The sequence below is a fragment of the Mesorhizobium sp. M0074 genome (genome assembly GCF_040322975.1).
Taxonomy (GTDB): domain Bacteria; phylum Pseudomonadota; class Alphaproteobacteria; order Rhizobiales; family Rhizobiaceae; genus Mesorhizobium.
Window position 1 is genome coordinate 1 of the sequence record NZ_JAMYUM010000017.1, and the last position, 20,287, is coordinate 20,287.

Sequence of the window (20,287 nt, forward strand, 5' to 3'; positions counted from 1 at the left end):
GTCTCATCCCCAGCCTCCGTTCGCTGAAGATCAAACCGGACAACTCGTCTGCTACCTAACCCGGACAACTCATCTGCTTACGACAATTGAACGCGCCGCTCTTGCGTGTCGTGCCCTACGAGAGGATAATTCCGCGACGGACGCATTCTCTGGGCGACAAACCCGGATGCCCGCCCCGGCGGTTGACGCCGTGCTCCGTGGCCCCGGAGGGAGGTGTGCCATGACAACTTACATCGTGCTGATCAACTGGACGGAACAAGGCGCCAAAAACGTGCGCGAGTCGCCGAAGCGGCTCGATGCCGCCAAGAAGATGCTGGGAGACATGGGCGGATCATTCAAGGCATTTTATCTCACCATGGGGGATTGCGACATGGTGGCGGTGCTCGAAGCGCCCGACGATGCCGTCTTGGCTCGTTTCTCGTTAATGCTGGCGACGGCTGGCAACGTCAGGACGCGGACGCTCAAGGCTTTCCCGGAGGATGCCTATCGCGAGATCATCACCTCGCTCGGGTGAGCCGCTGCTCCTGAAGCGCGTCGCGCTGAACGGCCCTTGCGACGCGCTTTAAGCTCTTCTTTTTATGCATGTCGTTATCGTAAAACCGCTGCGTACCCTTTGGGCGACCTGGATCAGCGAAACCGGCCATTCCGCCGGTATCGTGTCACGTTGCGGCGCAACGGCATTTCTCGGATAATCCGTGCGTGTCCTCTGGTGCCGTTTCGAAACATGGCCAAGCCTCTGCTGACTGTCTGGTACAATACGCGCTGTCCGGTCTGCGATGCCGGTATCAGCCGGCAGAAGCGGCGACTGATCGAGGCGGTCAAGGCCGGGCGGATCGAATTTCGCGACATCAATGCCGAACCGGCGGCGCTGGCCGGATACGGCATCGGGCTGGAGGACATCCGGCGCCGGCTGTATGCGATCGACGCCGACGGCAAATTGCTGGCCGGCGCCGATGTTGCCATTGCTGTATGGCGGACGACGCCCGGCGAAGGCTGGCTCGCAACGCTGTTCGGCAATCCCGGCGCACTGCCGTTGACGCGCTATGGCTATGATCGTTTCGCCGATCTGCTCTACGCCTGGAATCGGCGCAAAGGCCGCTGGTAACGGTATTATTCGCTCCGCACCGAAAGGTCCGGAGATTGTTTCCAGGCCTTTCGCGTGCCCTGCTATCGAGCCGCGGGCTCGCAAAGCCAGCCAATGATGCAGCGCACCGCCGGCAGCACCAGCAGCAGCGTCGGAAAGGCCACCAGCCAGGACAGACCCCAAGCCGTCAGCCAAGTGGCCAGCATGTCGGGCTGGAAGCCAAGGCTTTTCAGTGTCGAGATGAACGACACGATGAACGTCATCAGCAACGACAGCACCAGCGGGCCGAGCACGGCGGCATAGCGCGCAGGCAGCTTACTGCGCGGGGTGTTCATGGTCATTTGGATTTCCCTGAAGCATCCGGTTCGTCGCCTTGCATCCATTCGCCGGTATTGTCGGCGTAACTGCCCGGAACGACCGGGGTGGATGCGTTGCTTCACGTCAGACGCTTACGGAGCGGCCTTCGGCCCTCATGCACCCTCTAGCTGCCCTCGCTGGCGAAATCAATCCTGCTGGTGCCATTTTCAGATACATCGTAAGATATATCTTGACTCGACCGTGGCGGGCACTTAGTTGAGATATATCGTAAGACATAACTCAAGGAGCAGACAATGCACAAAGGCGATCATTTCGGGCATCATCGTTTTGGCGAACACGCCGAGCGCGTTTTCATGCATATGGCCGGCAAGTTCGGTGGGCGCGGCGGCTTTGGCCCGTTCGGGCATGGCATGAGAGGCGGCGGACGCGGCGGGCCGGGCGACATGTTCCGCGCCGGCCGCATGCTGGCCGACGGCGATCTCAAGCTGATCACGCTGTCGCTGCTGGCCGAGGCGCCGCGGCACGGCTACGACATCATCAAGGCGCTGGAGGAGCGCACCAGCGGCGTCTACAGCCCGAGCCCCGGCGTGGTCTATCCGACGCTGACCTTCCTGGAGGAGGCCGGCTACGCCGTTTCTGCGCCGGAAGGCAACAAGAAGGTGTTTTCGATCACCGAGGCGGGGCAGGCGCATCTCAACGAAAATCGCGAGATGATCGACCACGTGCTCGACCACCTCGAGCGCTTCGGCCGCAAGATGGCGAAGGCGCGCGACTGGTTCGGCTGGAACGATGAAGGCGAGGACGGCGGCCGGCGCGGCCGCGGCCGCTCGGAAAAGCGCGACGAGTTTCGCGCCGTGCGCCACCGGCTGCGCGCCGCGCTCGGCGAAATCGCCGATGCGCCTGAAGCAAAGCAGGCCGAGGCAATCAGCATATTGGAAGCTGCCGCAGAGGCCTTGGAAGCGTTGTCGCGCGACTGATCTCTGAGTGCCAAGCTAGCTGCGGCCCTTGCCCGCTCGGCCAAGGACCGGTACTGAAAATCATCCTGCACCGCGCTATGTGGTGCAGGATGATTGCCGTTGGAGGATACCCCATGTCTTTTCTGAAGCGTCTTTTCGGCGGAGGCAACGAAGCCGCCGAGCCAAAGACAGCGGCGCCGGCAAAGCAGATCGAGCACAAGGGATTTTTGATCAGCGCCACGCCCTACAAGGCGGAGGGCCAGTACCAGACCTGCGGCGTGGTTTCGAAGGAGATCGACGGCGTGATGAAGGAGCACAAATTCATCCGCGCCGACCGCTTTGCCGGGCTTGATGATGCCGTCGACATCTCGATTAAAAAGGGCATCCAGCTGGTCGACGAGCAAGGCGAAAAGATCTTCGGATAGATCGGCTACTACAGCCTTGGGTCGATTGGCTCGCTTTCCAACGCCAGCACGGCGAAGACACACTCGTGAACCCGGCGTAGCGGCTGCTTGGCGACAAATCGCGTCAGTGCTTCGTGGCCAAGCGCGAACTCCCGGAGCGCCAGGCTGCGCTTGCCGGCCAGGCCGCGTTCTCGGAGGCGGACGAGATTGTCGGGCGCGTCATATTCGGGACCATAGATGATGCGCAAATATTCCGGGCCGCGGACCTTCAGCGCCGGCTGGATGAGCCCCTTCTTGCCACGGCTGACGAAGTCGCGTGGTTTGACCACCATGCCTTCGCCGCCTGAGCCAGTCAGCGCTTCCCACCAGGCGACGGCCTCGGCACACGCGCCGCCGTCGGCCAGATCAACCATACGCCTTCGAGTCGGCGTGACCACGCCGCCACGGGCAGCCAGACGGTCCGCGAGCGACATGTGCCAGACATGGTCCTGGTCAAACCAAATACGTCCCTCGCTGGCCAGCAGGTGGAAAGGCGCGGCCTTAAGGTCCTCGACGCCCGAAACTGGCCATACGTAGGGCGCCCAGGCGGTGGCGTATTTGGCTGCGCGGACGGCCCGGTCTTCAAGGCGTGCGTTCAGGCCGGCTGCATCGACGCCGCGCGCAATAGCACGGGCCAGCGCTTCGCTGCTGGCCTTGAGACCGGCGGCAGAGGATGTGGCCACAGGCGCATACTGGCTTTCGATCAGACTGCCGGCCTTGGCCGACCAAGGCATTATCTCGGCGTCCAGCAGCAGCCAGTCGCTGTTCAATTCCTTCCACAGGTCCGCCGTGTCGACCTCGGCGCGGAGACGGGCGAGCAGGCCCTCCGTCATGGCACTGTCGTTGAAAAAGGAGCGTCCGGTGCGGGTCCAGATTGCGCCGGTTTCGTCGCCAGGGACCCCGAAGCGGCTGCGTGCCGCCTGCGCGTTGCGGCAGAGCGCGATCACTGCCCGCGAACCCATGTGCTTCTCCTCGCACACGATCTGCGCAACGCCGCGCTCGCGGAAGTAAGCGAAGGCATCCTCCGGACGTTCCAGCCAGCCGTCCTGGCTGCTGGTCTCGGACGGCGACATGGTCGGCGGCAGATAGATCAGCCATTGCGGCGAGAGCGCGAAGCGGCTCATCACCTCCAGTGCTGCCGACGCGTTCTCCTCGGCCACGACAATCCGGCCCCTCAGTCCGGTCTCGATCCAACGGCGACCGGAGACATCCTGATAATCGAGCACGCCGTCGGCGTCGGCCTGTGCCGATTTACCGGGACCGGACCCGCCCAGCGGACGTATCGGCTCCGACCAGGTCTGGATTGCCGGCACCTCGACCAGTTCGCGTTCCGGCCAGCGCAAGGCCGTCAGCTTGCCGCCGAATACGCATCCGGTGTCGATGCACAGGGTGTTGTTGACCCATTCAGCCGATAGCGTGGGCGTATGTCCATAGATAATGGCCGTCTTGCCACGATAGGCCGCGGCCCAGTCGGCGCGGACGGGCAGCCCGAACTCGTCGGTCTCGCCTGTGGTCTCGCCGTACAGAGCGAACTCGCGCACAGCGCCGGAACCGCGTCCGATCATCTCTTCCTTGAGGCCGGCATGGGCGACGGCGAGGCCTCCGCCATCGAGCCAGACATGGCTGCGCAGGCCGTCGAGAAAGGCCGGCAGCGCCTCGCGCAGGCCTCGGTCCTGTGCATTTAGCTGATCGACAGTCTGCTGGAGGCCGTGAGCGACCGTGACCTTGCGGCCTTCTAGCCAGCGGCTGAGTTTGCCTTCATGGTTGCCCTGGACACAGTATGCGGTTCCAGCCGCGACCATGCTCATGGCAATGCGCAGCACGTCGGGCGAGTTGGGGCCGCGATCGACGAGGTCGCCGACAAAGACGATCTTGCGGCCCTCTGGTGGGACCACGGTGACCGTTCGGTCGCCCTGATGCTCAGACCAGACGATGCTGTAGCCCAATCGAGCGAGCAGGATATGAAGCTCATCCGAACAGCCGTGGATGTCGCCAATGATATCGAACGGGCCATGGTCGTCGCGCTTATCGGTCCACAGCGGCTGTCGCGACACCTCGGCCGCGTCGATGCTGGCCTCGCTGGTAAGCTTCCAGACTTGGCGGAAGCCCTCGCGTTGCAGGGCGCCAAGACCCTTGCGGATCTCGGTTGTCATGCGCTGGGCGACCCCGGCGCCGAACTGCCGGTCGGCTCGCACCGCATTGCGTGCGACGCACACCTCGACGCCTGGATCGAGGACCACGGCGACGGGCAAAGCGTGCCACTTGCGCGCCAGCTCAATCCAGGCCTTGCGGTCGGCGGCTCGCACATTGGTGGCGTCGATGACGGCCAGCCTGCGGTGTTTAAGCCGTTTGCCGGCTATTTCGCGAACCAGATCGAAGGCATCCGCAGAGACGTCCTGGTCGGTCTCGTCGTCGGAGATCAGCGCCCGGCACTGGTCCGACGAGATAATCTCGGTCGTCAGGAAATGCTTGGCGGCGAAAGTCGACTTGCCCGATCCGGTCGAGCCGATCAGCACGACGAGGGCGAAGTCAGGAATGGTGAGGTTGGTCTTATCGGGTTCTCTCATCGGGTGAACACCGCCATCTGTGTGGGGGCGCCGAGGGTCGGGTCCTCGGCTCCGATACCGCTGAAGGTGGCTGCATAGCCATAGATCTCGCCGATTTTGGCCGCCCAGGCTTGGAACTGAGCCCGGCTCCATTCGAAACGGTGATCGGGATGGCGAAATGCGCCAGAGACCAGTCTTGGAAACAGAGCGTTGTAGTCCGCATTCGGAGTGGTCACGATGACGGATTTGGGCGCCGTCTCACCGAAAACGATGCGTTCGACCAGGGGCAGCCTGTCCTCGTCGAGATGCTCGATGACCTCGACCAGAACGGCGATGTCGGCTGCGGCCCAACGGCTGTCCCGGTAGGTCAGCGATCCATGCAGCAGCGTGACCCGGCCCTCGGGCGGCCCGCCTAATTCGTTCAGCTTGAGACGCTTTGCGGCCCATTCCAGTTCGCGCGCCGCCGGATCCAGACCGAACAGCTTGTGGATCCATCGCTCGCGCACCAGCCTGTCGAGCAGCTTGCCTTCACCGCATCCCAGGTCCGCAACCGTGGTTCCTCCCGTCGCCCGAATGGCGTGGACAACTGCGTCCATGCGCAGATCGTTGAGCCGGATAGGCGTCTCAAGCGCTTCCTCGGGCGTGACGCGCAACTCGGCAGGTTGTGCCTCGCCAGCCGTCTCGGGAGCCAGTCGCTCCAGGGCGATGCGGGTCAAGGCCCTGCGATTGCCAAGATAGCGGCGCACGATCAGGTCTTTGGCCGGATGGTTTTCCAGCCAGCCTTCGCCTTTGGACAGCAGCTTGTCGATCTCTGCTTCGCCGACCCAATAATGCTTGGCATCGTCCATCACCGGGATCAGCACATAGAGGTGGTTCAACAAGGCGCTGAGTCGGCCCGTGCCAGTCAGCTTCAGATGGCCATATCGGGGCTCGCCTGCAGCACCCCCGTTTCCTTCGATTGGCGTCAGATCGACTGTCCAGCCCATGGGTTCGAACAAACTTCGAACCAGAACCTCACCGCCGCGCATTGGCAGTGGAGTAACCACGGCTTCCAGCGGCAGTTCGCTGTCGGCCAGTTCCTGGCGCTCCTTCGATATACCGGTCATCGCCGTCCGCAGCATTTTGTTCAGCGCCACCGACAGGAAGGATGATGCTGCGTAAGGCCGGTCGTTCACATATTGGTCGAGCAGGCCTTCTGCCTGGCCCTTGCCCCGCACCAGTCCCACAGGATCGACATCGAGCAGGAGTGCAGCCTCGCAACGGTCTTCGGTTGCCTCGGGATAGAACAGCCACGCCTTGCCGAAAGACAGGTCGGTCTCGTGCAGGCGATCCGGATGCTTGTGCAGCAAGAAACCGAGATCGGTGGCCGGACGGTGCGTTGTGGCAACGGAAAGGAACATCCGCGACCGATAGCGCAGACAAGCGGAATAACCAATGGCGGTTGTGTGGCCCACCACAATAGGTTGTCGCCAACGACAACAAGGACAGGCGCCGGCGCCTGCCCTTGTACAATTCAGACGATGCTGACGCTTTATGCCGCGGTGGCCACGCGCTCGGCATTTCCGGTCGCAGCCACAATGGCGTCGACCTTGGTCGAGGCCTTGGCCAGCGCTGCTGCCACCGCATCGGCGCCCATGCCGACCCCTTCGATGCGGATGACCTCGACATCGGTCATGCCGAGGAAGCCAAGCACGCTGCGCAGGTAGGGAATGGCGTGATCGAACTGCACGGCCGCACCTTCGGAATAGATGCCGCCCGAAGCCAGTACGATGTAGACCTTCTTGCCGGTGACGAGCCCCTTGGGGCCGTTCTCGCCATAGGCAAAGCTCTTGCCGGAACGGGCAATGTGATCGACCCAGGACTTCAGCGTCGAGGAGATGTTGAAGTTGATGAAGCCGGTGGCGAGAATCACCGTATCGGCCGCGAATAGTTCATCCAGCACGACATCGGAGACGCCAACGACTTCAGCCTGGCGTGAGGTGCGCGCTTCGGCCGGCGTGTAGATGCCGGTCGCATAATCGGCATCGATGTGCGGCAACGGATTGGCGACGAGGTCGCGCACGACAAGCGTGTTCGACGGATCGGCGGCAACAAGCTTTTCAGCGAATTCAGTAGCAATTCGGGTCGAGTGCGAGGCAGCGCCGCGCGGGCTCGATGTGACAAGAAGGATGGACATAATGGGGTCTCCAGGGTTGGATTAAAATCTCCTGGCAAATATGTGTGCGCAGACCCATTTGAAAAACTGGTGTATTTTGTATATTATCCATCTAAAATGTGGATTGAACGATGCAACCGAACCCGACGCTTGACCAACTGCAGATCCTGGTTGCGGTGGCCGAGACCGGCAGCTTCTCGGCCGCCGGGCGCAAATTGAATCGCGCGCAATCGGTGATCAGCTACGCCATCGCCAACCTCGAAGCGCAGCTCGGGCTGAAGCTGTTCGAGCGCGAGGGCACGCGTGAACCGCAACTGACCGATGTCGGCAAGGCGACGCTGGAAGATGCGCGGCGCATGGTCGGCGTGCTGCAACGCATCCGCTCGCGTGTCGACGGATACCGGCAGGGATTGGAGGCGGAAGTTACGCTGTCGGTCGACGTGACGCTACCGTCGCCGGTTCTGGTTCGGGTGCTAAAGGCATTCGAGGCGCAGTTCCCGGCCGTGACGCTGCGTCTCCATATCGGCTCGCTTGGCCTTATCCTCGATCATGTTGTCGGCGGACAGGCCGATCTCGGCATCGGGGGGCTTCTGGGTGAGACGGACGTGAATCTGCTTCGCATCGGCTTCTTCTCCCTGGTGCCAGCCGCAGCGCCTGATCACCCCCTGGCGCTGCTGCCGAGACCAGTGGCGCTAGAGGATGTCCGCGAACACATCCAACTGGTCGTCTCGGACCAGTCCGAGCGTACGCGCGGGCGTGACTATGGCGTCTTCGCCTACCGCACCTGGCGGCTGACGGATGTGCGCACCAAGCACGTGCTGATGCGCGAGGGGCTGGGCTGGGGCGGGCTGCCGCGATGGCTGATTGCCGATGATCTGGCGACCGGCCGGCTCGTCGAACTCGATCTCGAGCCTTACAGCGAAGTCCGCTCGCCGCTCTATGCCATGCACCGCGCCGATCGCAGCCCGAAACCGGCGGCCGCCTGGCTGATCGACCAGTTCAAGCGCCAGCTAGGCTGTTTCAACGAGTTCGAACCGGGTGAGATACCTGAGGAGCAGCCGGAGACAGGCCGTCGATCAGCGCCATGAGAACGGCGCGATAGTCCTCGATCGATGCTCCAGTTTCGATGGCGAGCGCTGCGCGGTCGAAGGCGGCTGCGAGCAAAGCGGTCAGTGCTTCCACAGGCAGTCTCGTCATGGAGTGCGAGCGCATCGCGGCAACAAGGCCTTCGCGCAGCGAACGGTTGCCATGGCGATTGTCGATCGCATCCATGGCGGCGCGGCCCAGCACGGCCGGGCCATCAAGCAGCAAGAGCCGCGTACGGCCGGGCGCACGCATGGCAGCCAGATAGGCATCCGAGCCGGCAATCAGCGCATCGCGGGCAAATAGCGAAGGCGGCGACGCGCGTTCGATCTCTTCCGAGGCGGCTTGCGCCTCCTGTTCGACCACAGCGGCAAACAACGCCTGCTTGTCGGCAAAGTGATGATAGAGCGCGCCGCGCGTGACGCCGGCAGCGGCGGCGATCTCGGGTGTGCCGGTCTCGGCATAGGACTTTTCGGTGAACAGTTTGCGAGCCGCGGCGATGAGCTCGGCGCGTGTCGCGGCGGTGCGATCACGGTTGGAGCGACGAGCGGATCCTTGTTGCATACATGCAGCCTGTATGTTAATTCCATTTACCTGCAGACTGTATGTTATTTGCCGGGAGAAGGAAAGATGAGGACGACGAGCTATTATCCGGTGCTGATGACGAGCGACGTTGCCGGCACGGCAGCCTTTTATGTTGCGCATTTCGGCTTCAAGCCGCTGTTTGAGGCCGACTGGTACGTGCATCTGCGCTCGGCCGAAGACCGTCGCGTCAACCTCGGCATCGTCCAGGGCGATCATGAGACGATCCCGGAGGAAGGGCGGGGCCGCACATCTGGCCTGCTGATCAATTTCGAGGTCAGGGATCCGGATGCCATCTATAAGCGGATCACCGCCGCTGGCCTGCCGATCCTGCGGACGCTACGCGACGAACCCTTCGGCCAGCGCCATTTCATCACCAGGGATCCCAATGGCGTGCTGATCGACGTGATCAGGCCGATCCCGCCGAGCCCAGAATTTATGGCGCAATATGCGCAGGGTGCTGCGGCGCGCTAACTCGCCCGCGCCAACGGCATCACGGTGACCTGAGTAATGCCGGAGCGGCGCACCACCGTGCACAGTGTCTCGCGGCCGATTCGCTCGGCGTCGAGCATGCGCACCAGATCGTCGACGCCGGTGACCGGACGGCCGTCGATGGCGGCAATAATGTCGCCTTCCCTGAGGCCGGCTTTGGCCGCCGGGCTGTTCTTTTCGACGGTGCGCAGGCGCACCGCCGTGCTGCTCGATACTTGCGACAAAAGGGCTGCGCGGCGCGGCAGGTTGGTGGTGTCGGCGGAAACGCCGATGAAGGCACGGCGCACACGGCCGAAGCGGATGATTTCCGAGATGACGAAATTGGCGGTGTTGGAGGCAACCGCGAAGGCGATGCCTTGCGCACCGTGGATCATCGCGGTGTTAACGCCGATCACCTCGCCAGCCGAGGACACCAGCGGTCCGCCGGAATTGCCGGGGTTGAGCGCGGCGTCGGTCTGGATGACGTCGTCGATCAGCCGGCCGGTGGAGGCACGCATCGAGCGGCCGAGTGCCGAGACGACGCCAGTGGTGACGGTCCATTCGAAGCCGAGCGGATTGCCGATGGCAATAGCAATCTGGCCGCGCCTCAATCGCTTGGAATCGCCAAGCGGCGCGACGTCGGCAAAGTTGCCGTCGGCGCGCACCAGCGCAATGTCGGTGTCGGGATCGCGGCCGAGCACGCGGCCTTCCCTGGAGGCGCCATCCGGCATTGATACGCGCACGCTGCGCGCATCGCCGACGACGTGGAAGTTGGTGACGACCAGCCCGTCCTGCGCGATGACGAAGCCGGAGCCATGGCCGCCCGGGCCACCGATGCGCTCGATGCGGCAGACGGCGGGCCCGATGCGGTCGACGGCATCGGCGACCGTCGCCGAATAGGCATCGAGAAGGGCATCGTCATATTGCAATTGCTGGGCGGGCAGGGCCATCCGAGGGCTCCGTTTGGAACAAGATGAACAATGCCTATATGTGCGGAGCGGCCGGACCGGCCGCGACCTGACCAGATGGCCAGTCACATGCCCAAACTAGCCGTCAGGCGAGTATCCGCCAACGTCCTGCCGGGCGATATCTGGGTCACGAAGAACCCAGGAGACAGATCATGAGCGATTTCAATCTGAGCACGTTTTCCGACGCCATTGCCGACATCGCGGCAGCCGCGGCACCAGCGACGGCCAGCTTCGCGACCCACCACCGGACGTCAACTGCTTTCCACTGGCGGGACGGCTATTTCGTCACTGCCGAGGAGGCGGTCGAGGCCGGCGAGGAGATCGAGCTGACGTTTTCTTCGGGCGAAGCCGTCAAGGCGGAACTGGTCGGCCGCGACCCGTCCACCGGCACGGCCGTTTTGAAACCGGCCGGCGCGCCGGGCGCCCCGTCACTGGTAAAGGCGGATGCGGTGCGGCCGGGCAACCTGGCGGTCGTGGCGGGCAATAGCGACGGCACCTCGCTCGCTACCTTCGGCACGGTCGGCGAGGTCGGCCCGGCCTGGCGTTCAATGCGCGGCGGCACGATCGACCGGCGCATCAACCTTGCCGTCAATGCCGGCGGCCGTTTCGAGGGTGGCCCTGTGCTCGACGCCAAGGGTGGACTGATCGGCATGCTGCTGTTCGGGCCACGCCGGCGGGCGCTGGTCATGCCTTACGAAACGATCGAGCGGGCAGTCACGACGCTGCGCGAGAAGGGTCATGTGGCGCGCGGCTATCTTGGCGCCGGCCTGCATCCGGTCCGCAATGGTGATACCCAGGGCGCCATGGTGATGAGCCTCGACGATAACGGGCCGGCGAAATCAGCCGGTCTCAGTCTCGGCGACATCATCGTGTCGTGGAACGCAGAGACGGTGCATGGCCCGCGCGAGCTGATCCGCAAGCTCGGGCCGGACAGCGCCGGTGCCTTGGTGACACTCGGCGTGGTGCGCGGCGGCGAGAACCGTGAGGTTTCCCTGACCATCGGTGAAAAGCCACTGAGCTGAGGGATAGATGGTAAGCGGTGAGGTCGCTGGCAGACGGCTGACGGTGCTGATCGCGCTCGGTGACGTCGAGCGCGCGCGAAGTCTGTCCGCCGTTCTCGCCGCGACCGATGATCTGCGGCCGGTTCTGGCCGGCGAAGTCGACGGGCGTGAGGCGGCGGATGTCGCCATCGTCGATGATCATGGGCTACAAGGCGGGCTCGTCGACGCGGCTATGCCTCGCGTGCTGCTATCGTCGCGAGCGGCCCGCGAACGGCCGGCCGATACAGTGTTTGCCGTGCTGCCGGTGCAAGCGGACGAGTTGCTGATCGCCGCCGCCGCGCGGCTCGCGGCTGCGGGCTACCGGATTTCGCGCGACAGCCATGCTCTATCCGATCGGCATCACGATTTGATCTTCCATGACAGCGACCGGTTCGAAGAGGAACTGACCGACGAGCAGATCGTCCGGCCGACGCTTTCGCCGCGCGAGAGCGAAGTGCTGGCGCTGCTGGCCGAGGGCGCCCCCAACAAGGTCATCGCGCGGCGGCTGAACATCTCCGTGCATACGGCGAAGTTCCATGTCGCAGCGATCCTGACGAAGCTCGGTGCCGCCAACCGCACCGATGCGATCGCCATCGCCATGCGGCAGGGCCTGGTGCTGGTCTAGCTCAGATTGTCTCAAGGCCGACGCAGCGTAACCCGCATCCGGTGTGTTGGGCCTTGCGCGGCGGTTCTCAGCCGCGCAAGGATCGTGTCTTTCATGTTGAAGGAAGGCGCAAGGATGTCGCTCAAGGGAAAGACGCTTTTCATCTCCGGCGGGTCGCGCGGCATCGGGCTGGCGATTGCGCTGCGCGCCGCGCGCGATGGCGCCAATGTGACGATCGCGGCCAAGACCGCCGAGCCGCATCCGAAGCTGCCCGGGACGATCTACACGGCGGCGCACGAGATCGAGCAGGCCGGCGGCAAGGCGCTGCCGGTGCTGTGCGACATTCGGGATGAAGAACAGGTCGCCGAAGCGGTCGCCAAGACCGTGGAGAGGTTCGGCGGCATCGATATCTGCGTCAACAACGCCAGTGCCATCCAACTCACCGGCACGCTGGAGACTGATATGAAGCGCTACGATCTGATGCACCAGATCAACACGCGCGGCACTTTTCTCGTCTCCAAAATGTGCATTCCGCACTTGAGGTTGGCGGAAAATCCTCACATCTTGAATCTGGCGCCGCCGCTTGACATGAGGGCCAAGTGGTTCAAGAACCATGTCGCCTACACGATGGCAAAGTTCGGCATGTCGATGTGCACGCTGGGCATGAGCGCCGAGTTCGCCAGGGACGGCATTGCGGTCAATTCGCTATGGCCGATCTCGACCATCGACACGGCGGCGGTGCGTAACCTCCTGGGCGGGGCGACGGTGGCGGCGATGAGCCGTTCGCCCGACATCATGGCCGATGCGGCATACGCCATCCTGGTCAGGCCGTCGCGTGAGGCGACCGGCAATTTCTACATTGACGAAGAAGTGCTGCGCGCTGAGGGCGTCAGCGATTTCTCGGCCTATGCGCCGGGTGCGACAGGCCCGCTCGCCGGCGACTTTTTTGTGCCGGACGAGGTGTTCGGCCGGTCGGATACCAAAATCAAAGGTATCTACTGACGGAAAGTATCTCGCTACAGAAGTATCTCTCAAAAGACCGGCACAGACGCGTGCTCACTCCTCGGCTCTCTTGGCTTTGCCAAGACCCATCAGCCGGTCGATATAGGCAAGCATCAGTGCCGACAGAACGAAGGCCAGATGAATGATGGTCAGCCACATCAGCTGGTCGGTCGTGTAGGAGACCGAGTTCAGGAACACCTGCAAGAGGTGGATCGAGGAGATCGCTACGATTGTCGAGGCGACCTTGACCTTCAGCGAGCCGACATCGATCGTGCCCAGCCAATGCACCTTGCCGTCATTTTCATCGAAGCGGCTGACGAAGTTTTCGTAACCCGAGATGATCACCATCACCACCAGTGAGGCGACCAGCGCGGCATCGATGAGGCCGAGTATTTTCAGGATGGTGTCGGTGTCATCGAGCGTGAAGGCGACGGAGACGAACTCGAACAGCTTCTTGCCGAAGGACACGGCATAGATGGCAAGTGCCGCACCCAGTCCGAGATAGAAGGCGACCAGCAGCCAGCGCGAGGCGAGAATGATCGATTCGATGGCGAGTTCGAGGCGCTTCATGCGGCGATTCGGGCTCCGTTGTCGGAGTGCCGTATTTCGGGCAGGCTGCGGCGGTTTGCAAGGTTGCAAAAAAACGAAACCCCGCCGGGGAGGGGAACCGGCGGGGCTCGTGTGTCCCGCTGGAGTCGGGACAGGGCAGGGAACGCCCTTTCCAGAATCTGGGATGGGTAACCGCGCGTTTCAAGATTGATGACCGCGCGATTCAATGGTTGATCAAATCGCGCGGTTCACATTGCGGTTTATTGGGCGCTGGCCACCGGCGCTACCAGGGGGGTAATCCGGCGGATGGCGACGCGGCGGTTCTCGCGGTTGGGTCCCGACGTGTTGACCTTGAGATACTCCTCGCCATAGCCCTGCGTCGTCAGGTTCTCCGGCGGGATGCCAAAGGCGTTGGTCAAGGCTTCGGCGACCGCCTCGGCGCGGCGGTCGGACAGAGCAAGGTTCGCTTCCGGTGTGCCGACAGCGTCGGTATGGCCCTCGATCAGGAAGCTCTCGGCCGGGTTTTTCTTCAGCAGCTTGTCCATGGCGTTGGCAACACCCTCCAGCTTCTGGACCTCGGTGTCGGAAATCGAGGCCGAACCGAATTCGAAGTTGAGCGTGTCGAGGTCGATGCGGCGGGCGATGTCGCGCACGCGGGCCGAGCGCTTGACCTCGTCGATCGAATAGAGGCGCTGGACCCTCTCGACCGGCGGCCGTTCGAGGAAGGTGTAGTAGTCGTCCGGATCCTCGACCTCTTCGGAATCCAGAATGTATTCCTCTTGCGGGATGGTAAGGCGCATCGGCGGCAGGTCGTCGCCCGGGTCGCGCCAGTCTGCATCATCGTCATAGTGCCGCTCGTCGACATAGCTCAGCACATATTCGCGGCCGTCGGGCGCGATGCGTGAACGCTGGATGACGTCGCCGTAGCGGTTGCGGATGGTGACGATCCGGACACCATTGTCACGCTCGACGATTTCCCGGGTGCGATCGCCCGACAGGTCCTCATAATAGACATTCCTGGCGCCGCGGTGCATGCGCGGTGCATCGCTGCTTTCGACGAACGTCTGGTTGTTGAACTGGAGGATGACGCGGTCGCCGAATTCCCTGACAACGTTGGCACCCTGGGGGCGCGGACGACGACGAACATCCTCGATGTCCGGCGCACGCTCGACGCGCTTGCCTTTTTCCTCGGTCACCGGAACGATCTTTTCAGGCTTGATCTCCCGCTGGGCTGCCCGGTCGTCGGTGGGCGGCGGCCCCTGATCGACCGGAGCCGGCTTCGGGGCTTCCACCTGGTTCTCGCCCTGCTGGGCGGGCTGGTTGCCCTGCTGCTTACCGGCATTTTGGCCGCGCTCCTTGCCACCCTTGCGCTTGCGCAAGACATCCTTCTGGCTGTCCAGAACAGGTGCCTCGTTCGGATTGGCCTGGGCTTCACCCTGGACCGGATTTTCACCCTGGACCGGCGCGGCCTGGCCAGTCGAAGGCTGTTCGCCGGTCGAGGGCTGTTGCTCTCCTGTCACCGGCTGTTCGCCGACAGGCCTCTTGCCACGTTTCTTGATCTTGTCCTGGGGCTGTTCGCCCTGGACGGGAGCGGCCTGCTGCTCGGTCGGAGCCGGTTGGGCCTGTGGGGTCGCTTCCTTATTGGTCGGCGCCGGCTGGCCTTCCGCCTCCGTGGCGGGTCCGGTCAATTCAGCAGGCTTCTTGCGCTTGCCCGGCTTTTGTCCGGGCTCGACACTCGGAGCCTGTTCTGCCGGGGCAGCCTCGATCTGCTGGTTCTGTTTTTGCTTCTTCTTGCGCGGATTGACGTTGGGCTGGTTGTCGTTTGCCGGCGCTGCCTGCTCGGCCGGTTGTTCCGATGGGGCCGCTTCGATCTGCTGCTGATTGCGCCGCTTCTTGCGGGGCTGTTTGGTCTCGGCCGGAGCGATCTGCTCGGTGGGAGCAGATTCCGTTTGCTGCTGTTGGTTGCGCCGCTTCTTGCGGGGTTGCTCGGTCTCGGCCGGAGCGATCTGCTCGGCCGGAGCGGATTCTGTTTGCTGCTGCTGATTGCGCCGCTTCTTGCGGGGTTGCTCGGACTCGGCTGGAGCCGCCTGCTCGGCCGGAGCGGATTCCGTTTGCTGCTGCTGGTCGCGCTTCTTCTTTCTGGGCTGCTCTGCCTGCTGGCTATGCGCGCAGGCCTCCGCCGACTCGCCCTCGGCGCAACTCGATTGCACTGGGATGAGCGGCGCTGCGGTACGTTGCACGGGGCTGAATGCGGCATTGCCTTGCAGCGGGAACGCGCCTAACGGCGCGGACGCCATCAACAGGCCAAGCGCCGTGCCTGCCAGAATCCATGGTTGGCGTTTCATCATAAACACTCCTTGTGGCGTCCCATCCCTGCCCAAACTTTCAGCAACCATGTTTGGTTCCTGTTTGTAGGTTCTAGCGGTGGCACAGGGCGATTGACCGGCGTTTTGAAGGCGACTTCATGTCATTCGTATGGTCCTGGCGTATGGTCCTGGCGTATGTTCCGGCGTATGGTCCCGGCGTATGGTTCGGACGAGGGTGCACGGTTGCCGTGCTTGACCTTGACGCGTCCGAGGGCCACATGCCGACGATGGAAAAGCCGTTCTGGAAGACCAAGACGCTCGAGGCGATGACCCGGGCCGAGTGGGAATCACTCTGCGACGGTTGTGGCAAATGCTGCCTGTCCAAACTCGAAGACGAGGACACCGGAGAGATCTACTGGACCAGCGTCGGCTGCCGGCTATTCGACGCTGGAAGCTGCCGCTGCTCCGACTATGCCAACCGGCTGGCGCGTGTTCCGGATTGCGTCGGGCTGACGCCGCAGAATGTGCGCACCATCAGCTGGCTGCCCAAGACCTGCGCTTACCGGCTGGTCGCCGAGGGCCGCGACCTCTATTGGTGGCACAGGCTGGTGTCTGGAAGCGACGAGACCGTGCACGAGGCCGGCATCTCGATGCGCGGCCGGGTCAGCGCCAGCGAGACCGATCTTGCCGAGCCGGACGACTATTTCGACCATATGCTCGCGGACGAGCCTTAGGATTCCTGCGGTAACGAAGACCGGGAACCATGGCAAAAGGGTACGTTCCCCATCTGCCCTGCATAGAACGGTTCCAGAAACGGAGAGACTAACGGCTGGCCCATTCTTGCCGCATGAACGGGGGATGAATGGCCGGTTCGCAAAAAATTCAGACAGGCGGGTGCATTCTCCTCCCATAGGTTCGACGAAAACGGGTGGAAACCCTCAACAAGGAGAGAAGACAATGTTCAACACCATCAAGACGGCGGCTCTTTCGGCTCTTGTCGGCCTTGGCACGCTTGCTGCCATCCCCGCTCATGCTGACAGCATCTATCTCGGCTTCGGCAACAACCAGGATCCACGCGTCGGCGTCTATACCGGCGACGAAGATGATGGTTACTATCGCGAACACCGCCGTCATGGCGGCTGGCGCCGGTCCTGTTCGCCGGAGCGTGCCATCGACAAGGCCGAACGCATGGGCCTGCACCGCGCCCGCATCATCGACATCAACCGCCGCACGGTCAAGGTTGCCGGCCGCCAGTATGGCGACCGCGTCGTAATCGTATTCGCCAACGAGCGCGGTTGTCCGATCATCTATCGCTAAGCCCGTCGGAGCTTTGCGGCCGGCGATTTTTCAGCCGGTAGAGTAGCGGAGTCCCTTTCCGCCAGGACGGAAAGCGCGGCTCAAAAAAACCCCGGAGGATCGATCCTCCGGGGTTTTTCATTCTGCAAGCGATGGTCATTTCAATTCGAAAGTCACCGTCACCTGCGCGGTATAGGAATTTTCGCCGGCTTGCACCGGGACCGACGCGCCGGCGGCATCGAATGCCTTGGCGTTGATCGGCATCGGCGGTGGTGCGAAATTCTGGTCGGTGATTTCCAGGACCCGGCCGATGCCGACGCCGGCCGCTTCGGCCAGCGTCTTGGCCTTGGCCGTGGCATTGGCGACGGCCTTCTTGCGCGCCTCGGTGACGGCTGCCGCCGGATCGTCGTTGGAGAAGGAGATGCCGCCGCCCTGGTTGACGCCGAGCGACACCGCCTTATCGAGAATGTCGCCGGTCTTGTCGATGTCGCGGATGCGCACCGAAAGCGTGTTGGTCACCTGGTAGGCGACAAGCTCGGCCTCCTGGCTGCCGTCGGGCTTATTGGTGTAGTTATAGCGCGGATTGATCTGGATGCCCGCGGTCTGCAGGTCGCGCTCCTTGATGCCGGACGATTTCATGGCAGCGATCACTGCGGCCATGGCGTCGTTATTGGCATCGAGCGCTGCACGTGCCGTCTTGGCTTCGCGCATGACGCTGAGCGTCAGCAGAGCCAGATCGGGTGCTATCGCCGCCTCGCCTTCACCGGTGACGACGATACGCGGCGGCGGTGGCGAATCGGCGGCGGCCGCGATCGCCGGAAACGCGATTGCGGCGGCAATCGCCAGGGGCAAAATACGTCTGGTCATGAAATCTCCTCGATCTGGGATCCCAAGACAGCCGAGTGTTGGCCGGCGTCCAATGGGCGACGTGCAATAGGTTATCAATATGGGCTGATTTGGGCGATCTCTGCCAGCCCCCTTGGAACGCCTGCTCGGAAAGCCCTCGGAAAGCCTTGTGCGGTTCAGGGAAAAACACTAATCCAGCGCCGTGGGGCCTGTAGCTCAATGGTTAGAGCCGGCGGCTCATAACCGCTTGGTTGGGGGTTCGAGTCCCTCCGGGCCCACCATTGGCTATTGTTGCTGTTGATTTAATTGGATTTTTTGGCCATTTTTGTCCCACCTCTTTCAACCCCCTCAGAAAGTGGGACAATTTCGTTCTCGTTTCGAGCGAAAATCAGAAGTGTGCGGGCGGACTGCGCGACCTTCCGACGGCGCGCTTTCCGGATCTAATGGTCCGGGTGCTGGTAAGTAGTCCAGTCGTATATTGCCTTCAGCTGCTCGTGCGTCGCCGTTTTCTGCGGCAACAGTGGCGCCTGCCTTGCGGACCCCGTGGGCGCTGCAGCTCGGGAGCCCCGCTTCGTCGCACCATTGGCGCATCTTGTTACCAAGGCCGTTTTCCGAGAAAGGCCGACCATACTCGGTGACAAGGAATGTCAAGTTGCCGGCCGGGGCGAAGGAAAGCTCATCCTCGAGTTCTGGGAGCAGAGGCAGTTCGACGGCAATCGCTTCCTTGCGCACCTTGCTCTTGTCGGTCTTGCCAGGCTTGATCCTGATCCACTTCTCCCATGTCCCGGTATCCTTGTTGCGAACTTGGGTAATGTGTTGTCTGCCGAAGATTGCTGCATCGGACAGTCGCAAACCTGTGAACATGAAAATCGCCAGCGCCATACGAGCCATGGTGCCGCGCGCATGCCGTTTCTCATACTGGACGATCTCCGACATTTCCCAGGTGTGGAAACCTTCGCCATTGCCCGAAGTCAGGCGCTTTATTCCGTTTGCCGGATTGACCTCGACCATCTCGGCATCCTTGGCCCAAGCGAACATTGCGCTAATGGCTTTTGTAATATTGTTGGCTGCCCCGGAGCGTCTGACCGGGTATCACGGAGCTCCTTGACGTGAGCCCGCTTCATGGCCGCGAATGGTAATGAACCCTTCGTCGAGAAGTCCGGATTGACTGGCCCGCTCAGCGGGTGAGGCAGTTTGCAAACGCCTTCGAGTATTGTTCGTCGTCGAAGCATCGTGCCTTCGCCGACTTCTGCGCCACCGCGCCGGAAATACTCCTGGCAAAGCCACATCAGACTGCCCCGCGAGGCCACTGGCCTCACTACAGGCCTGACCACATTCTGAGCCGAAGCATAAGGAACGCCATCTCGCGCGCAGCGCACTTCTTCGTGGAACTCGGCTGAACCTGGCTTTTCTCGCAGACGGATCTTTTTTCTACCCGGTGCGCGGAAGTACAGCCGGATATTGCCGTGCCGATCCCTGTCTTCGACAACGCCTTTCAGATTGAATTTCACCATGGTGCTCGCCACGTCCATCATCTGCGATCCCAAGGATTATCGCTAGAGGACACGCCGTCAAGTTTGCTGTTGCGGTGTGGTAGCCGCCCGAATGCCTCTGCCAGTTCCTCCACGTCCCAGACATAGCGCTCTTTGCTGGGCATCCGCGGTTGTGGCATACGGCCATCCGCGACCAACTGGTCGAACGTCGTTGGACTGACGCCGATAGCTACCGCTGCCTGTTCTCGATTAATGCCGAACAGCAGGAGCCCGCCAAGTGCGCGTTTCATTGCTTTTCTCGCTGCACATCGCCTCGCGGGCTGAGTTCCGCGACAGTGGAGCATTCACCTAAGAAGCAATCACGCTACCCTTTCCTTGCTATGCCTGGAATGGATCTGTCCGGCCAATGCGGCAAACGGCGGTAACGGCGTGAAAATAGGATAGCAGACCGCGGCTGCGGGGGTTCGAGTCGGGAGAGCGCTACCGCCTTTCCTCCGACTCAGCTCGACGCATTCTGCACTTCGTTGCCGCGCGTAGCACCCAAT

At 62.6% G+C, this 20,287-nt stretch carries 22 protein-coding genes and 1 tRNA gene; 12 read left to right on the forward strand and 11 right to left on the reverse strand.

Features of this window, described 5'->3' with window-relative positions; all coding sequences use genetic code 11:
* Positions 1–220 precede the first annotated feature (220 nt).
* Together NKJ73_RS21910 and NKJ73_RS21915 are read left to right on the forward strand one after the other, a co-directional pair.
* Complete coding sequence (locus tag NKJ73_RS21910; RefSeq protein ID WP_023678296.1) at positions 221–514, forward strand: GYD domain-containing protein; 294 nt, start codon at positions 221–223, stop codon at positions 512–514.
* 210 nt (positions 515–724) lie between these two features.
* The gene (locus NKJ73_RS21915; protein WP_352457540.1) at positions 725–1,105 is read left to right on the forward strand and encodes a thiol-disulfide oxidoreductase DCC family protein; all 381 of its coding nucleotides are present in this window, start codon (positions 725–727) and stop codon (positions 1,103–1,105) included.
* 62 nt (positions 1,106–1,167) lie between these two features.
* Here NKJ73_RS21915 and NKJ73_RS21920 read toward each other — a convergent pair whose 3' ends face one another.
* The gene (locus tag NKJ73_RS21920; protein WP_352570975.1) at positions 1,168–1,425 is read right to left on the reverse strand and encodes a DUF2798 domain-containing protein; all 258 of its coding nucleotides are present in this window, start codon (positions 1,423–1,425) and stop codon (positions 1,168–1,170) included.
* 270 nt (positions 1,426–1,695) lie between these two features.
* Between NKJ73_RS21920 and NKJ73_RS21925 the strand changes: the two genes are divergently transcribed.
* Positions 1,696–2,379 (forward strand): PadR family transcriptional regulator, encoded by a 684-nt coding sequence (locus tag NKJ73_RS21925; RefSeq protein WP_352570976.1) that lies wholly within the window; start codon positions 1,696–1,698, stop codon positions 2,377–2,379.
* A 113-nt stretch (positions 2,380–2,492) separates the two neighbouring features.
* Entirely contained in the window at positions 2,493–2,783 is a 291-nt protein-coding gene (locus NKJ73_RS21930; protein ID WP_023678291.1) for an HlyU family transcriptional regulator, read from the forward strand.
* Positions 2,784–2,791: 8 nt separating this feature from the next.
* Here NKJ73_RS21930 and NKJ73_RS21935 read toward each other — a convergent pair whose 3' ends face one another.
* From NKJ73_RS21935 to NKJ73_RS21945, 3 genes are all read right to left on the reverse strand, one after another.
* Positions 2,792–5,368 (reverse strand): polynucleotide kinase-phosphatase, encoded by a 2,577-nt coding sequence (locus tag NKJ73_RS21935; RefSeq protein WP_352570977.1) that lies wholly within the window; start codon positions 5,366–5,368, stop codon positions 2,792–2,794.
* Positions 5,365–6,747 carry a 3' terminal RNA ribose 2'-O-methyltransferase Hen1 gene (locus tag NKJ73_RS21940; protein ID WP_352570978.1) on the reverse strand — a complete coding sequence of 461 codons (1,383 nt, stop codon included), beginning with the start codon at positions 6,745–6,747 and terminating at the stop codon, positions 5,365–5,367. The genes NKJ73_RS21935 and NKJ73_RS21940 overlap by 4 nt, the downstream gene beginning before the upstream one ends.
* A gap of 131 nt (positions 6,748–6,878) precedes the next feature.
* Positions 6,879–7,523 (reverse strand): FMN-dependent NADH-azoreductase, encoded by a 645-nt coding sequence (locus NKJ73_RS21945; RefSeq protein WP_023678288.1) that lies wholly within the window; start codon positions 7,521–7,523, stop codon positions 6,879–6,881.
* Positions 7,524–7,633: 110 nt separating this feature from the next.
* Between NKJ73_RS21945 and NKJ73_RS21950 the strand changes: the two genes are divergently transcribed.
* The gene (locus tag NKJ73_RS21950; protein WP_023678287.1) at positions 7,634–8,590 is read left to right on the forward strand and encodes a LysR family transcriptional regulator; all 957 of its coding nucleotides are present in this window, start codon (positions 7,634–7,636) and stop codon (positions 8,588–8,590) included.
* Here NKJ73_RS21950 and NKJ73_RS21955 read toward each other — a convergent pair.
* Entirely contained in the window at positions 8,523–9,149 is a 627-nt protein-coding gene (locus NKJ73_RS21955; protein WP_352570979.1) for a TetR/AcrR family transcriptional regulator, read from the reverse strand. The genes NKJ73_RS21950 and NKJ73_RS21955 overlap by 68 nt on opposite strands.
* A gap of 66 nt (positions 9,150–9,215) precedes the next feature.
* On the opposite strand from NKJ73_RS21955, the gene NKJ73_RS21960 reads away from it, so the two are divergent.
* A complete protein-coding gene (locus NKJ73_RS21960; protein WP_023678285.1) occupies positions 9,216–9,641 on the forward strand; it encodes a VOC family protein in 426 nt (141 codons plus the stop codon).
* On the opposite strand, the gene NKJ73_RS21965 is transcribed toward NKJ73_RS21960, so the two are convergent.
* Positions 9,638–10,588 carry a S1C family serine protease gene (locus NKJ73_RS21965; protein WP_023678284.1) on the reverse strand — a complete coding sequence of 317 codons (951 nt, stop codon included), beginning with the start codon at positions 10,586–10,588 and terminating at the stop codon, positions 9,638–9,640. The two genes, NKJ73_RS21960 and NKJ73_RS21965, sit on opposite strands and share 4 nt — an antisense overlap.
* Before the next feature lie 170 nt (positions 10,589–10,758).
* Between NKJ73_RS21965 and NKJ73_RS21970 the strand changes: the two genes are divergently transcribed.
* From NKJ73_RS21970 to NKJ73_RS21980, 3 genes are all read left to right on the forward strand, one after another.
* The gene (locus tag NKJ73_RS21970; protein WP_023678283.1) at positions 10,759–11,628 is read left to right on the forward strand and encodes a S1C family serine protease; all 870 of its coding nucleotides are present in this window, start codon (positions 10,759–10,761) and stop codon (positions 11,626–11,628) included.
* 7 nt (positions 11,629–11,635) lie between these two features.
* Positions 11,636–12,271: a helix-turn-helix transcriptional regulator gene (locus NKJ73_RS21975; protein ID WP_352570981.1), complete on the forward strand. Its 636-nt coding sequence runs from the start codon at positions 11,636–11,638 to the stop codon at positions 12,269–12,271.
* Positions 12,272–12,385: 114 nt separating this feature from the next.
* Positions 12,386–13,252, forward strand: coding sequence for an SDR family oxidoreductase (locus tag NKJ73_RS21980; protein WP_352571121.1), 867 nt, complete (start codon positions 12,386–12,388; stop codon positions 13,250–13,252).
* 54 nt (positions 13,253–13,306) lie between these two features.
* Here NKJ73_RS21980 and NKJ73_RS21985 read toward each other — a convergent pair whose 3' ends face one another.
* Both NKJ73_RS21985 and NKJ73_RS21990 read right to left on the reverse strand, forming a co-directional pair.
* Entirely contained in the window at positions 13,307–13,822 is a 516-nt protein-coding gene (locus NKJ73_RS21985) for a TIGR00645 family protein (protein WP_352570982.1), read from the reverse strand.
* Between the two features lie 239 nt (positions 13,823–14,061).
* On the reverse strand, positions 14,062–16,146 hold the full coding sequence (locus NKJ73_RS21990) for an OmpA family protein (RefSeq protein WP_352570983.1): 2,085 nt from the start codon (positions 16,144–16,146) through the stop codon (positions 14,062–14,064).
* A gap of 248 nt (positions 16,147–16,394) precedes the next feature.
* Between NKJ73_RS21990 and NKJ73_RS21995 the strand changes: the two genes are divergently transcribed.
* Both NKJ73_RS21995 and NKJ73_RS22000 read left to right on the forward strand, forming a co-directional pair.
* Positions 16,395–16,841, forward strand: coding sequence for a YcgN family cysteine cluster protein (locus tag NKJ73_RS21995; protein ID WP_352457557.1), 447 nt, complete (start codon positions 16,395–16,397; stop codon positions 16,839–16,841).
* Positions 16,842–17,064: 223 nt separating this feature from the next.
* Complete coding sequence (locus tag NKJ73_RS22000) at positions 17,065–17,424, forward strand: hypothetical protein (protein WP_023678277.1); 360 nt, start codon at positions 17,065–17,067, stop codon at positions 17,422–17,424.
* A 135-nt stretch (positions 17,425–17,559) separates the two neighbouring features.
* Here NKJ73_RS22000 and NKJ73_RS22005 read toward each other — a convergent pair whose 3' ends face one another.
* Positions 17,560–18,270, reverse strand: a complete 711-nt coding sequence (locus NKJ73_RS22005; RefSeq protein ID WP_352457554.1) for an SIMPL domain-containing protein — start codon at positions 18,268–18,270, stop codon at positions 17,560–17,562.
* Between the two features lie 184 nt (positions 18,271–18,454).
* Between NKJ73_RS22005 and NKJ73_RS22010 the strand changes: the two genes are divergently transcribed.
* Positions 18,455–18,530 (forward strand) — tRNA-Ile (locus tag NKJ73_RS22010).
* 67 nt (positions 18,531–18,597) lie between these two features.
* Here NKJ73_RS22010 and NKJ73_RS22015 read toward each other — a convergent pair.
* Together NKJ73_RS22015 and NKJ73_RS22020 are read right to left on the reverse strand one after the other, a co-directional pair.
* A complete protein-coding gene (locus tag NKJ73_RS22015) occupies positions 18,598–19,260 on the reverse strand; it encodes a site-specific integrase (protein WP_352570984.1) in 663 nt (220 codons plus the stop codon).
* 520 nt (positions 19,261–19,780) lie between these two features.
* Positions 19,781–20,032, reverse strand: coding sequence for a helix-turn-helix transcriptional regulator (locus tag NKJ73_RS22020; RefSeq protein WP_352570985.1), 252 nt, complete (start codon positions 20,030–20,032; stop codon positions 19,781–19,783).
* Positions 20,033–20,287 lie beyond the last annotated feature (255 nt).